Raw genomic sequence first — 15074 nt, forward strand, 5'->3', positions numbered from 1 at the left:
ATCTCGTCTTCCATCGCATTGCCCTCGTTCTCACGAAAGCACCACCTTCACATTCGGAATGCCGCGATTCAAGACGGGATCCGCTGACGCTTACGTTCTTCCTTCAATGCACATATTTGCATTGTCGGAATAATGCGCAGTCGAAACTTATGCGGAGCCTGCCGCTGCCGGACAGTGCGATGCGAGTCGCCGAGCCGGTCCCCGAGTACTTTCGGTCCGGCGAACTGCGCAGAATTACAGCGACTCCAGGAACTGGAGAATGCGGTCTGGCGGTCGATATCGACGGTTCTTCACCTGCGGCGGTTGAATGCTGTTCAGTGCTCGCTCCTTCATTGTCAAATCCGCTTCCATATAGCCGTGTGTTGTCGACGGGCTTTCGTGTCCCAACCACAGTGCGATGACCGATAGGTCAACGCCTGACTGAAGTAGATGCATGGCAGTCGCGTGCCTCTTATATCGTTGGGGAGATTAGCGCCATACGGCGGCCATGGAATTACTGCAAGCTGGCGTCGATCCATTCAACATTGCCCTCTGGATGGGCCATGAATCGCTCCGCGATGGCTCGGACATCGAGCACTTCTCCGCTCGGATTCACAGGACTTTCGAAACACACGAGGCGCGTCCTTTCCGTGAGTGCGGCCGCGAACTCATCGGGATCTATCAGATCAATCTTGCTGACGCCGATGCCAAGACCAGGAAGCCCATCGTCGAGGTAGCTCGACGCCGTCGAATAGATGGTGTGATGCGAGATGATCTCATCGCCTGTCTGCAGCAATGTCATCATCGTCGAACAGATGCGCCCATGCCCGTCCCAGTCACGAGTGCTGCCGCAGCGCCTTCTCAATGCGTCTCACCGAGCCGTCGGCCGTAGACCAGGATCCTCTCGCCCGCCTTCGAGCGAGGAACAGGCGATTCGACCACTTCGCCAGCCTACTTCGAGTGCTCTAATACGAAATCGGTCGTTTCTTCGATAAGTGCGTCGACTGTCTTGGCACTTTGCTCGACATCAAATCCGTGATCCACCGGTCTTGTCCAGAGTACATGTGGTCCGTGGTGATAGCTCAGGAGCCCCTCCGCTGCAAGAGGCTGCGGAAATACGATCGTATCCTTCGTACCTACCGCCAGCAGCAACGGACCACGATATTTTTCGATTTCTGCCGCAGGAACCGTCGTGTAGAGGCTCTTGAAGAATGCGGATTTTAACTTGACGGTTTTCCCACCCCCTCTCATGGTTACGGCAATTGCCTGATCGCCGCTACCCAACCCCGCTTTCATGACGTCTTCACCATAGATGGAGGTAAATGCGGCAGGCAAATTGATGCCGGGATTCCAGAGTACGACCGATCTGAGCGGATGCGTCGTCCGACCGGCTACCGCGGTCGCTACCGCGCCGCCCAGGCTCATGCCGACAACAGAGATCCGCCGGCTGTCAATGTCATGCCGCGACGATAGAAAGTCCAGCGCTGCCAGTGCATCCTTGATCTCACTGTCAACAGTCATATCTTCAAACTTGCCATCGCTCTCGCCGCTACCACGAAAATCAATACGCAGGCTCGCCACGCCCTTTTCGGATAGAGCTTTCGCGCCGCGACCAAACAGCCCGTCTTTGACTACGGGTGACGACCACTCGTTGCGAGTACCGGTGAAGCCGTGCAGCATCAATATGACCGGCGGCGTTTGTACATTTTCAGGAAGTTCGAGCGTCCCGGAGATCTTCTGACCATCGACGGTGAAACTGATCGCCGTCTCTGCTGCATGACCCGCAGCGGCAGCGCTCAGGCCGGCGACAAACAACGAGCACGTCAGGGCTCTTCTCAATCCGTACATAGGTACCTCTCCATGAAGCGAGTCTTTTTACTGGACCGTCGCTATCAGACAAGCAAATCGGAAGGCCGTCACCAGGACGGCCGATATTCCCTTGAACCATCAAGCGAAGTTGGCCTCCGCGAATGGCCAATTGATCAGATTGTCGAGGAAGGCCTCGACGTAAGACTGCCGCGCGTTGCGATGATCGATGTAGTAGGCGTGTTCCCACACGTCGATCGTAAGGAGCGGCCGCACATCGCTCGTGATCGGCGTGGCAGCGTTGCTGGTCGACATAATGTCCAGTGAGCCGTCGGCTCTTTTCACAAGCCACGTCCACCCGGAACCGAAGTTCGAGACTGCTGCGCTTACGAACCCACGCTTGAATGCCTCCAGCGAGTTCCACCGGCCCTTGATCGCATCCGCAAGTGCACCGCCCGGCTCCCCGCCACCCTGCGGCAATAGGCTGTTCCAGAAGAACGTGTGATTCCATACTTGAGCGGCGTTATTGAACACGCCACCCGATGATGTTCTGACTATCTCTTCCAGCGTCAGATTCTCGAACTCGGTGCCCTGGATCAGTTTGTTCAGATTTGTGACATACGCCTGGTGATGCTTACCATAGTGGTATTCGAATGTCTCCTCCGACATGTGAGGGGCCAGTGCATCCTTCGCATAGGGGAGTAGGGGAAGTTTGTGTTCCATCGGGTTTCTTTCTTTGTGCAGGAAAAAATGTATCCGGCTTCCGCGCCAGCGAAACGGTTCGCGCACGGACTGCCAAACTGAACCGGCTTGTTCGACAATATGCGCCGCAGCCCCTGCTGTAAAACGACGATTCATGATGGGTAACTTCACTGACAGTGAATCATCATCCGTCATGCATTATCCGGGTCATCCGTCCCGGCGCGACACTGAGTTTCCTCCTGGTACGGCATCGTCATCCCGGACATCGATCGCGAATTGGCAGTAGTTCATCAAAAGCGATCGTCACCATCACGAATCGTTATTTGATGCGTAAAAATGGCCGGCATATCGTCTAATCCACACAGCGCTGCCGTCCCACGCCAACCGAATGTCATGGGCTGCAGGAAGCACCGACAACCACACGCAAATGGAGCAACCAAATGGCGGCAACCACATGTTCCGGGGTCGCGCAGGCCCCCCTGTTCGATATCCTCGTCAGGCGCCGCAGACGATTCGTGGCTTGTCTAACCGCAGCGACGATCATCCCCTACTACGCCTTCATTCTTGTCGCCATATACGCGCCCTATCTCCTCGCCACCAAGATTTCCAGCACGAGCATTGTGAGTATCGGATGGGTGATCGGCGTAACGCTAATCGTCGGGACCTGGCTTCTCACCGGTTTGTACGTCCGTCGCGCCAATGGTGAATTCGACGGAATTACCGCGCGGATTCTGGCGGGAGAGCGGAAATGAACCGCGTGCGACGCTTCCTTCTTTTCGCAGCGATCCTTTGCCTGTCTACGACAGGCTATGCGGCGTTTGAGACCGTGCATGGGGTTAAAGCGCAGGCGATCAACATTCCTGCGATCGTCATGTTTCTGATATTCGTCGTGGGGACGCTGGGGATCACCTGGTGGGCGTCATCAAAAACGCAGTCGATGGACGATTTCTACACTGCGGGCGGCGGAATCACCGGGTTCCAGAACGGGCTCGCGCTAGCTGGCGACTACATGTCGGCTGCAGCGTTGCTTGGCGTGACCAGCATGATTTTCTTCAACGGTTATGATGGCATGATCTACGTGGTCAGCTTCTTCATCGCGTGGCCGTTACTTCTCTTCCTGTTTGCAGAACGCATCCGGAACCTGGGGCGCGTGACGATAGCCGATATCGCGTCCTATCGACTCGACCAGAATCGGATCCGCTCGCTGACGGCGATCGGTTCGCTGACCGTCGTCTGCTTCTATCTCGTGGTTCAAATGGTTGGCGCAGGCCAACTGATCGAGTTGTTGTTCGGCCTTCCTTACAACTACGCGGTGATTTGCGTCGGGTTGCTGATGGCAGTCTATGTAACCTTCGGCGGCATGGTCGCCACGACATGGGTTCAGATCATCAAGGCGACCTTCATGTTGTTCGGGGGGACGTTGCTCGCAGTGCTCGCACTCAGCAAATTCGGCTTCTCCTTTGACGCACTGTTCGAGAGCGCTGTGGCAACGCACGCGAGCGGAGCAGGTATTATGCTGCCGAGCAAGCATGTGTCGGATCCGCTCGCGATGCTTTCCCTTTCTTTCGCACTGGTTTTCGGAACGGCGGGTTTGCCGCACATCCTGATGAGGTTCTTTACCGTTCGAGATGCCCGCGAAGCAAGGAAGTCGGTCTTTGTCGCGACCGGGCTGATCGGTTTCTTCTTCCTCGTCATCGTGATACTCGGCCTTGCTGCAATCGTGATCGTAGGCCGGAATCCGGCCTTCTACGAGGCCGGTCACCTGGGCGGAAAACTTATCGGCGGCAACAATATGCCGGTAATGTATCTCGCCAAAGCACTCGGCGGAGACCTGTTTCTCGGCTTCCTGTCAGCCGTCGCTTTCGCGACCATTCTCGCGGTTGTCTCGGGACTGACCATGGCCGGCACTTCCGCCATTTCGCACGACCTTTACGGGACGGTCCTCAAAAAGAACCGTGCCAGTCAAGCGGACGAACGACGTGTGTCGAAGATCGCAGCGGTTTGCATCGGCGTGATAGCGGTGGTGCTGGGCATCCTGTTCAAGGGACAAAACATCGCGTTCCTCGTCGCGCTTGCGTTCACGATCGCGGCCTCCGTGAATTTCCCGATCCTCGCACTCTCCATGTATTGGAAGGGACTCACGACTCGTGGTGCGCTGCTAGGGGGTCTTGCCGGACTGGCGAGTTCCGTTGCCCTCGTTGTTCTCTCGCCGGCTGTCTGGGTCAAAGTGCTCGGCAACGCTCACGCGATTTTTCCGTACGACTATCCGGCCGCCATCTCAATGAGCATCGCATTCTGCTTCAGTTGGTTGGGCTCTGTTACGGACGGCAGTCCTCGCGCCATCAGGGAACGGGCCAGCTTCGAAGAACAGTTCGTTCGAGCGCAAACAGGGCTCGGCGCATCTGGCGCAACGAGTCACTAGCTCGCGTTACCCACCCCGAGCATCATTCAAGGAGACAAGCATGCAATTGCGAGATAACGGCCTCGGGTTCTCGCCTTTCACTGTGGTACTGCATTGGTTGGTAGCAGCGTTGCTCGTTTCAATCGTTGCATTGAGCATCGCTGTCTCGTTCCCGGTCGATGCCGCACCTGCGATAAGTTTGATAAAGATCCGGAATTTGCTGGGCGTTCTGCTTTTTCTGGGATCAGTCTATCGATTCTGGGCGAGAATTTCTTCCTACCATCCCCTGCCTCTGGGCACCCCCAACCCTATCGAAGTCATCGTCAGCAGATCGGTCGCGGTCGCACTGGCGTTGGCAATGGTATTGCTACCCGTCGCCGCATGGCTGTCGTGGTCGACCGCTGGAACGGCGATGCCGCTGCCGTGGGGAATCGCGATACCGGCAGTCATCGGGCCCAACGCGCAAGCACATCGAGTTATCGAATTCCTTTTCAGATTCGGTTCGACAGCCTTTCTCGCGGGCCTGAGCCTGCATATCTTCGGCGCGCTCAAGAATCACTTCGCTCTTCGGAACGATGTGCTGAAACGCATGCTTGGCAAACACGTGGAGCTTTGAAATCATGCGAAACATTGAAAACGGGTTTCTCGGAAACGATGTGACCCGGCTATGCGGCGTGCGATACCCAATCTTTCTCGCAGGCATGGCAGCAATCTCGGGGCCGAAGCTGGTCGCCGCGGTCGCGAACGCAGGGGGCATGGGCACGCTCGGCGGCCTTCGGTTACCGCCGCGTGTCCTGCGTCAATGGATACGTGAGACCCGGCAACTAACGGAACGGCCTTTCGGCGTCAACCTCGTTCCCTCCTTCGGCGGCCCGGATGTATTCGAAGCGCAGTTCCGGGTCATTCTCGAAGAAAGACCGAGGATGCTCTCGCTGTTCTATGCAGAGGACTACGCCGACATGATTCCCCGCGCCAAAGATGCCGGCTTGGCAGTAATGGTGCAGGTTGGCTCCGTCCAGCTCGCCCGGTTGGCGATCCAGCGCGGAGCAGACATCATCGTTGCGCAAGGCAGCGAGAGCGGCGGACACCTCAATCGCGGCACCATCGGGCTGCTTTCTCTGCTGCCCTCGATTATCGACGTTGCGCAAGGACGCCCCGTACTTGCTGCAGGGGGCATCGTGAGTCGCGCCGATGTGGCAGCTGCGATGGGATTGGGGGCATCCGGCGTGCTGGTCGGTACGGCATTCGTCGCCAGCGAGGAGTCGAACGCTCATCCTCTCTACAAGCAGAAAATCGTTGATTCCACGGTCGACGATACCGAATATCGGACGGGCTACTCGTTCGGCTGGAAGTACGGTACGCCCCACCGGGTGATTCCCAATCGCAACAAGTGGAATCTGCTTCGTTTCATCGGGGGCGGCGCCCGCGCGATCGACAAGCCACGCATGGCACAGAAACTATCACTTTATGCCGGACAGGGTGTGGGAAAAATCAGTGCCGTCGTTCCCGCAGCCGATCGAGTCGCCGAGCTCACCGAGGGATTGCCCCATACATCCGTTTCCCGGGAAACTGCGAACGACGAGGCCGCCTGTCAGTCGCTGTCCTCGTCGATACAGCAACTCATCGTCGCAGGGGGCGCGAACTAATGAATACCGCCGGCCGCCCTTCGGCTGGCGGACCATTCCGGAAGTCTAGTGAACACCGGTCTCGATCGTGCCGGCAACCATGTGATCGAGGGAAATGCTTTCGTCGAGACCGGACTTAATGTCGCCGTTTGGCGGCGTGAGCTGAGAGCGCGCCAGATCGATGAACGCGGTCAGTGCTGGACTAGCGAAGGTGTCGTTCCTGCGAATGAAAACCGTCTTGACGATGGCGAATTCGGTCGGCAATTGGTGATATCTGATCTCCAGCCTCGACCCGTAGCGCTCCACGATTGCCTTGGGCAGCAAGGTAACGCCCATGCCCGCAGCCACACACGAAAGAATACCGTCCAGGGTCCCCAGCTCCAGGATTTCCTTCGGCATCAGACCCGCCTGATAGAACCAGTTCTCAAGCGTAGATCGATAGAAGCACCCCGTGCGAAAAACCAGCACCGTCTGAGCAGGCATAGTGTGGATCAGCGCAGTCAACGAATCAATCTCTGAGCTGCTGGCTAGAACGAGCTCCTCCTCGAACACCTCCTCCTGGAGCAGCGTCAGGTTCTGGTGAATCCCGCCCACAAACGCGCCGTCAAGCTCATGATTCTCGATGGCCTTGATCAGCTCGACGGTCGTACCGGTCACCAACGACAGTTGAACCTGCGGGTACCTCTGCCGATACTTCGTCAATACCTGCGGCAGACGTATCGCGGCCGTCGTTTCCATAGACCCGAGACGAAGCTGTCCTCCAGGCGTCGACGTATCCAGCATGGCAGTTCGACTCTCATCGGCCAACTGAAGGATACGGCGCGCGTAACCCAAAAAGGTCCGCCCCGCGGAGGTAAGCAGCACGCCGCCCTTGTTGCGGATAAAAAGTTGCTGATTGAGCTCCTGTTCGAGTTCCTTGACTCGCATGGTGACGTTGGACTGGACAGTGTGCACTTTCATGGCGGCGGCGGTGAAGCTGCCGTACTCCGCTACCGCGCAGAAAATCTTCAAATGACGCAGTTCCATGGCACCACCTAATCATCACCGAGAGTGATTCATTTCATCTCTTATTATCACTTTACTGGGTCTCCGGGGCACGGCACAGTGGCGTAAACACCTAACGGCGGTAACCGCGACCATGACGCTTAGCTCGACGATTGAATCCCTCTTTGCAGGAGGAACTGGCGTCCTTGACCTCGAAGGACACCGGAGCGGCATTTTCAAACGACAGATTCACGGCCACGCACGCATTGAGGTAGACGGCTTAGTCGGGGATGAGCACGCCGACTCAAGGGTGCACGGCGGTCCTGAAAAGGCGGTCCATCAATACGCCGCCGAAAACTATGCACGGCTCGCAGACGCTTTCGCGGAGCGGGCAAATGCACTGGTTCCCGGCAGCCTTGGAGAAAATCTTTCGGCGTACGGGCTGTCGGAATGCAACGTGCACATTGGCGACGTGTTTGCAGCCGGCACGGCAGTGCTGCAGGTTTCTCAGCCCCGCAGTCCCTGCTGGAAGATCAATCATCGCTTCGGCGTCGACCGTATGTCCGTCTATGTGATGCAGACCCGCATCACGGGTTGGTACTATCGGGTCATCAGTCCAGGCGTCGTTCGGGCAGGCGATCAGATGACACTTCTGGAACGTCAGACCGACCAGGTCTCTATCGATCGTTTCTGGCAGGTGCAATTGGCCCACCGCCCCACCATTGAAGACCTCACAATCCTGGCCAACGTCCCGGGCCTTGCTCCCGATTGGAAGCGGCGTTTCAGTGAGCGGATGAGGTGGCTTTCAGCACAATCCTGTCCCCCGTCCTGAAGGTTCGAAAACGCTGGAGAACTGCCACCGCAGTCAACGCACGGACGCAACCACCTGACGCACCGAAAAATCCTTCCGGCTCAAAGTCGTATGCAAATCAGGCGCCGGCAACCTTCGTCGGTTGGTCGACAACATCAGCGCATTACCCGCTTATCCCTCGCGTCACGATCATATCGGAACGTCGTTGTAGTATGCGTGCGGCTAACGCGCGTCGCTCTCATTGACTTCATGCGAGAGCAGGACCACGCACTCAACCGCCGTCGTCCGCACGATTGTTCGATCGCTTTCACACGAGCGTCCACGCGACATAGCGCTCGCGGGCACGGCAGGCTCTGAACGCTCGGATCGCCGGCGCGTGCTCCTCGTTGAGGCGTAGCCGGGATTCGCAAAAAATCCGCCACATATCGACCTAATCATCTGATTCAAATGCAAATTAAAGGTTGCTAGAGCGGTTGCCGACCGATCTGCCGTGAACAGGCAACCGTGAGCAAGGGAAATTATGGCGCGACGCAGCAGAAGTGAGCCAAGTGCCAAATCTATGGTCCACCCCGTTTTTTGCAACCCTGATCTTCGATGGCGGGTCGGCTTGCTTAAATCTATTCGGCGTCGTTGTGGGGATTGCTCCCCGCGCCACGGTGAGATTCGCGCCTGACGATCCTTAACAGTGGATCGGCTTCGAAAAGCCTCTTTGGCACTCAGGTTCTTCGTCAGGCCGCTGCGCCGTTCACGTCATCAATTTTCAGTCGCCGCAAAACCAGTTGAGTGATTGTGTTAAGCAAGGATTAAGCTGCGCTCGTTCAGATCGGGCGAGTTGCGAAGCCAGCGTCGAATGTGGTTTGGCGTGCAACAATGGCCCGGGCCGTTCGGGCCGGCTTGTTGGCCAGCGCACATGCCACCTCGTTTGAATGTCGTTGCGCGAGCATTGCGCGAACCCAGTCTGCCAGACGACCAGTTCGTTTCTCCAAGCCTCGCATGTAGGCTCGGGCGCACAGGACGAGCAGGCGGCTGACATTTTTGTCGCCGCGCCGGCTGAACCCAAGAAGATTGGTCTTGCCACCCGTAGAATTGCCGGGAACGAGCCCAACCGATGCCGCAAAATCGCGACTGCATCCGTACTGCTTGGCGTCGCCCATCTTCGCGGCCAACGCGCTTGCGGTGACCGGGCCGACTCCAGGGATGCTCATCAGACGCTGTCCGACCTCGTCGTCAGCGAGCTGACGGGCGAGCTCCTGGTCAATCTCACCGATCTGTTCCTCAAGGTACTTGAAGTGCTGGTGGAGGCGTTCGAGAATCGCAACCAGCCGGGGCGGCAGTTCCTGCATAGCGAGCACAGCCGGCAGACGTGTGACGGCAGTATTGCCTACCGGCAGACTGATGCCAAACTCAAGAAGAAAGCCATGCATCTGGTTGACGGTTCTGGTCCGCTCGCGCACCATCGATTCACGGACAAGATGCAGCACGGAAAGCGTCTGTTTCGACTCCGTCTTCGGAAATACGAATCTCATCGCCGGGCGCGACGATGCTTCGCAGATGGCCTCGGCGTCGACGAAATCATTTTCGTTTGACTTCACGAATGGCCTAACGAACTGCGGTGAAATCAGGCGCGCCGTGTGACCGAATTCGGCTAGCTCGCGGGCCATACGATGCGAACCGGCGCAGGCCTCCATAACGACGGTACAGGCATGGAATGTCGCGAAGAATTCGACCAGTTGTTTGCGGTTCGTCTTTTTACGAAACACTGCCTTGCCTTTCGCGTCCTGCCCATGCAGGTGAAAGCTGTGTTTGCCGAGATCGATACCAACGAGCGTCACGTCGTCCATGATGGCCTCCAGTTCGGTATGAACACTGCCAGCCTAACCTGTCCAGCGAGGTGGGGTGGACCATCCCATCAGTGGCATTTTGCATTTATCGCCTGCGATGCTACTCGACCGTTGGCGGGGTCTCAATCGCAACGCTCGATTCGTTCAAAGGACGTATTAGTGATACGTTCCAGCGCCCGGGTCCCGTCCGACGTGGCGTCATCCTCGGACTGGAAACCCAGTTGGTTATAAGCGATTACCTGAAATCCGAAACCATGTCCGCGTGGGACGGTGATGCCCCAATGCCAGGCGCCATCTTCGGCGAATACGTGAAGAGTGCCGGGTTTTCTATTCATTACGCGCCGCAGCGTAGACATCGCAGTTGCTCTCACGAAGTGTTCATTTGCAGAAGCCGTTTGCAAGCATCAGATTGTCGATTCGCCCCGTTGTTGCGAACAGCCTGGCAGCGCTTGCGACCAAGTGCGGATCGTGCTTGACCCACCTTCCGTGTCCCAGTTCGCTGCCGCGGTCCCAACGCAGCGCAGGGCTGATACCAGCTGCCCTCGCGCAAAGTAACAGTGGCCGGACCTGCAGGCTCGACTCGACCTGCCCCGAACGAACCGGAGAGGCTGTCCGGAGTCAGGCTTCTCGCAACCCCTCATGCTTTTCGTCCGGCCCGCGATCGTTAGCAGTTCACTGCGGTGATCGAAGATGAAATCCGCTTACCGCCATGCGACGCACATGCGCCTCGTCTACCTCCACGCCCAATCCCGCTCTCTCAGGAAGATGCACTACCCCCTTGCGCACGAATGAAGAAAAATCGGTCGGGTCCTCGGCGAGGCGTAACGTTGACATAAAGGCATGGCCGACGTCGACGAGATTCCCTATGGTTACGGCGTGCTGCAGTGAAGCGGCTTGCGTGACGCCGAATTCAATCATCGAATTCATGTAGCAGCGAATCCCAAACGCCTGGGCCACTGCCGCAATGCGCTGAGCACGCAAAGGGCCCCCATTTTTGCTGCTCTTGACACTGAAGACACTAGCGGCACCGGCGTTTGCGATCCGCGCCGCATGCGAGAGTTCAGCCACCGCTTCGTCCGCTGAGATCGCAAGCCTGCTGTCCCTGGCCAACAGCGCCGCTCCCTCCAGATCAGACTTTTCCAACGGCTGTTCGACGAACGCAAGCCGGGAGCCACTAACTCCTTTCAGGAACTCACGCGCTTCCTCGCGGTTCCAGCCTTCGTTAGCGTCGGCGGTCAGCGTTATACGGCTCCCGTAACGCGCCTCCAGGTCAGCCACCCGTTGTATCTCGCTACGTATTGGCGACGTACCCATCTTTAACGCGAAGCTTGAGAAGCCTTGCTCAATCCGCTGGTCGATCACGCGGATGTCTTCCTCGGATGTACCATTGCTGAGCGGCCAAACCACTGGAAGTGACTCCCGCAGCGCCCCGCCCAGTAGCGTTGCAACGGGGACACGGAGCCGCTTGCCGAGTATATCGAGCAGAGCCATCGTCACGGCCCCCTTGGCGCTGAGGTGTCCAGCGAGCCGTGTATCGAGTTCCTCGTCGATGCAACCGGGGGTGGGAGCCGAAGATGCCATGACTGCAGGCAGCAGTGTTTCCTTTAGGGCACGTGCAGCTTCACTTGCCGTACCTCCTGTAAAGGTATCGTAAGGATTGGCCTCGCCCCAGCCCTCAACGCCATCGGCGTCCGTCAGTTTGACCAATACGGCGCGTGTTGACACCAGTGTTCCTTCCGACAGCTTGTATGGGGTAACAAGCGCCGCCTCAATTTCGAACACCTCGGCTGCGACCACCCGTGCCATCGCATTAACGTCGGATCCATCTCGCATCACATCTCCTGTAAAAGGTCACAGACAGAAGATTAGTCATCTGCAGATCCACAGGCGCTGTTTCTTCTATCGAATTTAATTACTGCGCTTAACATCTGGTAGAAGTGCCGGTTGAATTGGCAGATGTCCAAAGCACGCACGAGAGTCGGGTGGCCCGCGCCAATCGCCTTTCGCGAAATATCGGCAGAGGCGATTATTCTCCAGTACCGGAAGCTTAAGATCCACTTCATGGTGGATGTGATCTCCCGGAAATTATTCGAATCGGCCTAAGCAAGCAAATCCTACGTCGCGTAAACGGCTCAAACCACACCCGCCAATCCATCATTAATTTTTCGGTGTAGATAGCTTCATACTTCTCCTACTAGAGATAACTAGCCTTCGTTCCTCGTGCGTCGGTCCACTTCGTGAAATCTCACCTCCGCGAGACAGGTCATCAAGCTTGACGCATTCCCCACCCGGGCTTGGTGTACGGCCTCAACGGTCTCGTTCTGCTGTGCCGGAAGGGCGACAAGGCGCGTCGCCATCTTGAACTTCGACTCGAGCTCCTGCCAGGTAACGTGCTCGCCCTTGCCCTTCGGAACGGTATCTCCAGAGGTAAACGTTCCGCTGCCACACGTGATAGTCACGCGCGATAGCGTTTGTTGCGGATATACCGCTTCAATATCTGGGCTACACGACAGCAAAACTCTTCGAGCAAGAGCAGATACCTCATTGCGATTCAGAGCTCCCCCGCTGAGTGGCAGCAAGGCCTGCGGCCCGAAAAGAGCTACGAGTGCGAGACAGTAGGGGATGCTATATTGGATGTCCGGCAGATTTTGGGGCTCACACCTGTTTTCAAGACGCATTGCATCGTCGTAAATTTCGACTTTAATTTCTTGAATATCTGACGCTTTGATTTTGTTCTTTGCCATTAACTCCTGCAGCGCATCCAGCGGACCGTGGATGTGTCGGCAGCAGGAATAGAATTTGAAATAGCTATCCCTGATGCGTGAACCGGAACGAATAACCTCGTGGAGATCAACGGGAAACTTGTAATGACGAACACTATCGAGAATATTTCGTGGTCCGGTCATGCCCTTCTGAGCCGCCTCCAGGGCATTTAGGCCTGTTACGACAGACCAAGGAATCCCCTCTTTTACGTCACTGCCTTCGGGGAGCGGGTCATGGGGCGCAGGAGCACTCATAAGCGCGCAGTTCGGCGCCGCTTCCCCCGCAATTGCAAGTGCGTGCGCCAATACACGTCTGCCGATGTCACGGAGCGCGCCAGCTGTCGCGACTACAGCATAGGGGGCCCAAGTTCCGGTCGTACCATAGGATGTGCGCGCGGTAGCGATCGTCGCACCGACCTGGTAGCCGATTACAATGGCTCGCACGATTTCGTCGAATGTCGCGCCGACTTCATGGGCCACGGCGAAAGCGGTGGGAATAACCGCTGCTCCAAGATGCCCGCGCGCCACTGGGTCCCCGTCGTCAAGATCGAGCGCTGAAGCGGCGCCGCTGTTCGCCCAAGCGGCTCCAATGACGGAACTGGCGGCGCCTGTGAACCAAATCGGTACGCGCCCAGGCCGAAAGGTTTCCAGAGCTAAGTCGCGGCTGACGACCGCGATCTGCTCATAGATGCCTGCCCCAGCCGCACTCATGAGATCAAAAATGTGCATTATGGCGACATCCGAAACGTGCTGCGGAATAGGCCTGTCTCGAGCCTCTTCGACATAGGATGCGAACAGGTCGACGACTGTAGTTTGCGGGTCCCGATATGCCACCGGCGACTTCATAGCTGCTTCCTCTTCATAGGGGTCTTTCCTCGTATCATGCACGGCTCTTCGAGCTTTCTCTCCCGAACCTTCTTCGCTTTGCTCAATGAGCTCGTTCCTGCTTTCCATTGTGCGAGATTTCTCCGCAGAAGTTGCGCGGGTGTGCAGTAATCTCGATATATAGTCGTTTTTGGTCCAAAGCACGCGAAACTCCACGTTGGAATTGGCGGGAATTTCAGGGAGTCACGATCTGATACGGAAAATACTTTTTGGCAATCTTGCTGAGCGTGCCATCCTGTTTCAAGGAGGCGATAGCCTCGTTAAGGCGAGCTTTGAGCTCCGGATCCTGCTTGCGGACGCCGAAAGCAACTCCGCGGCCAAATATCTTCTCATCGGTCAGTGGCGGGCCAACCAGCGCAAATCCTTTGCCTTCGGGCTTGTTCAGAAAATTGTCCTCCGCGCTTTGCTGCGACTGCAAGGCAGCATCAATTCGACCGGCGGCCAAGTCCGCGTATACCTGGGTTTGACTCGGATATGTAACTACGACAGCGCCACCCGGTGCCCACTTCTGTTCTGCGTAATATTGCTGCGTTCCACCTTGTTGAACACCAACGCGCTTGCCTTTGAGCGATTCTACGTTCGGCAGGATGTGACTGTCCGAGCGCGCCACCAAACGGGCCGAGGTCGCGTAAATAACGGATGTGAAATCAATTACTTTTTCGCGCTGTTCCGTGGCCCACATGTCCGAATTGATGGCGTCAAACTTCCGCGCCTCAAGAGCGGGAATGAGGCCATCGAACGAATTTTCAACCCATTTGCATTTGACCTGCAGTTTCGCGCAAATAGCATTGCCGATGTCAATATCGAAACCTGCCAATTCTCCGCTTGGCAGCTTATATTCAAACGGCGGATAGTCTGCCTCAATGCCGAAGCGCAGAGTATCTGTGGCGCACGCAGAAGACGCCAGCAAGCAAAGCACAGTGGAGGCTGCCAGTTGTCTCATCTCCGCTCCTTTCTTTATATATCGAATTTGTGATTGGTTAAGCTATTCATTTAAAACATACGACTTTTCGGTAGTACTTTTGGCTCAGTGCGAGCCGCCCAGCGACGTAACGAAGGTCAGGAAGCCTCTTCTGCGCCAATCCGGCCGCGTCCTGGGCCGGGCGGCAACTTGCGGCGCACTGTGCCGACGTCCCCGTGTACTAAAAGACCGGGCCGCTCGCCCTGCTGCGCGCAACGATGCGTGCGCAATTCAGCGGGCCGCGCACCTGGATCGGCGGGGACCGACGAGTGCCGCCACGCGGCCACATGATCGCCGAGATATCTCATCGAGAGGCC

At 57.0% G+C, this 15074-nt stretch carries 13 protein-coding genes and 2 pseudogenes; 5 read left to right on the forward strand and 10 right to left on the reverse strand.

Annotation, left to right across the window (positions count from 1 at the left end; all coding sequences use genetic code 11):
* Positions 1–234: 234 nt before the first annotated feature.
* The 4 genes and pseudogenes from B0G83_RS37365 to B0G83_RS37380 form a co-directional block, all read right to left on the reverse strand.
* Positions 235–450, reverse strand: a pseudogene (locus B0G83_RS37365) (tyrosine-type recombinase/integrase); the annotation flags it as partial.
* Positions 451–493: 43 nt separating this feature from the next.
* Positions 494–784, reverse strand: a complete 291-nt coding sequence (locus B0G83_RS37370) for a PLP-dependent transferase (protein WP_105512281.1) — start codon at positions 782–784, stop codon at positions 494–496.
* Between the two features lie 146 nt (positions 785–930).
* Positions 931–1827: a S9 family peptidase gene (locus tag B0G83_RS37375; RefSeq protein WP_105512282.1), complete on the reverse strand. Its 897-nt coding sequence runs from the start codon at positions 1825–1827 to the stop codon at positions 931–933.
* A gap of 99 nt (positions 1828–1926) precedes the next feature.
* Positions 1927–2508 carry a superoxide dismutase gene (locus tag B0G83_RS37380; protein ID WP_105512283.1) on the reverse strand — a complete coding sequence of 194 codons (582 nt, stop codon included), beginning with the start codon at positions 2506–2508 and terminating at the stop codon, positions 1927–1929.
* A gap of 419 nt (positions 2509–2927) precedes the next feature.
* Here B0G83_RS37380 and B0G83_RS37385 point away from each other — a divergent pair, with 419 nt between their 5' ends.
* The 4 genes from B0G83_RS37385 to B0G83_RS37400 are packed head-to-tail and all read left to right on the forward strand — an operon-like array spanning position 2928 to position 6534.
* Positions 2928–3239, forward strand: coding sequence for a DUF485 domain-containing protein (locus B0G83_RS37385; RefSeq protein WP_105512284.1), 312 nt, complete (start codon positions 2928–2930; stop codon positions 3237–3239).
* Positions 3236–4909: a cation/acetate symporter ActP gene (actP, locus tag B0G83_RS37390; RefSeq protein ID WP_105512285.1), complete on the forward strand. Its 1674-nt coding sequence runs from the start codon at positions 3236–3238 to the stop codon at positions 4907–4909. The genes B0G83_RS37385 and actP overlap by 4 nt, the downstream gene beginning before the upstream one ends.
* Before the next feature lie 40 nt (positions 4910–4949).
* On the forward strand, positions 4950–5504 hold the full coding sequence (locus B0G83_RS37395) for a cytochrome b (RefSeq protein ID WP_105512286.1): 555 nt from the start codon (positions 4950–4952) through the stop codon (positions 5502–5504).
* A 4-nt stretch (positions 5505–5508) separates the two neighbouring features.
* A complete protein-coding gene (locus B0G83_RS37400; RefSeq protein ID WP_105512287.1) occupies positions 5509–6534 on the forward strand; it encodes a nitronate monooxygenase family protein in 1026 nt (341 codons plus the stop codon).
* Positions 6535–6579: 45 nt separating this feature from the next.
* Here B0G83_RS37400 and B0G83_RS37405 read toward each other — a convergent pair whose 3' ends face one another.
* Positions 6580–7539 carry a LysR family transcriptional regulator gene (locus B0G83_RS37405; protein WP_105512288.1) on the reverse strand — a complete coding sequence of 320 codons (960 nt, stop codon included), beginning with the start codon at positions 7537–7539 and terminating at the stop codon, positions 6580–6582.
* A 112-nt stretch (positions 7540–7651) separates the two neighbouring features.
* Here B0G83_RS37405 and B0G83_RS37410 point away from each other — a divergent pair, with 112 nt between their 5' ends.
* A complete protein-coding gene (locus tag B0G83_RS37410) occupies positions 7652–8329 on the forward strand; it encodes an MOSC domain-containing protein (RefSeq protein ID WP_105512289.1) in 678 nt (225 codons plus the stop codon).
* A gap of 797 nt (positions 8330–9126) precedes the next feature.
* Here B0G83_RS37410 and B0G83_RS37415 read toward each other — a convergent pair.
* From B0G83_RS37415 to B0G83_RS38990, 5 genes and pseudogenes are all read right to left on the reverse strand, one after another.
* On the reverse strand, positions 9127–10149 hold the full coding sequence (locus B0G83_RS37415) for an IS110 family transposase (RefSeq protein WP_105512290.1): 1023 nt from the start codon (positions 10147–10149) through the stop codon (positions 9127–9129).
* A gap of 672 nt (positions 10150–10821) precedes the next feature.
* Positions 10822–11982 (reverse strand): enolase C-terminal domain-like protein, encoded by a 1161-nt coding sequence (locus tag B0G83_RS37425; protein WP_105512292.1) that lies wholly within the window; start codon positions 11980–11982, stop codon positions 10822–10824.
* Between the two features lie 371 nt (positions 11983–12353).
* Complete coding sequence (locus B0G83_RS37430; protein WP_105512293.1) at positions 12354–13865, reverse strand: MmgE/PrpD family protein; 1512 nt, start codon at positions 13863–13865, stop codon at positions 12354–12356.
* Positions 13866–13971: 106 nt separating this feature from the next.
* Positions 13972–14739 carry an ABC transporter substrate-binding protein gene (locus B0G83_RS37435; RefSeq protein ID WP_105512294.1) on the reverse strand — a complete coding sequence of 256 codons (768 nt, stop codon included), beginning with the start codon at positions 14737–14739 and terminating at the stop codon, positions 13972–13974.
* Between the two features lie 116 nt (positions 14740–14855).
* Positions 14856–15074, reverse strand: a pseudogene (locus B0G83_RS38990) (hypothetical protein); the annotation flags it as partial.

The organism is Paraburkholderia sp. BL21I4N1 (assembly GCF_002973525.1).
Lineage (GTDB): Bacteria > Pseudomonadota > Gammaproteobacteria > Burkholderiales > Burkholderiaceae > Paraburkholderia.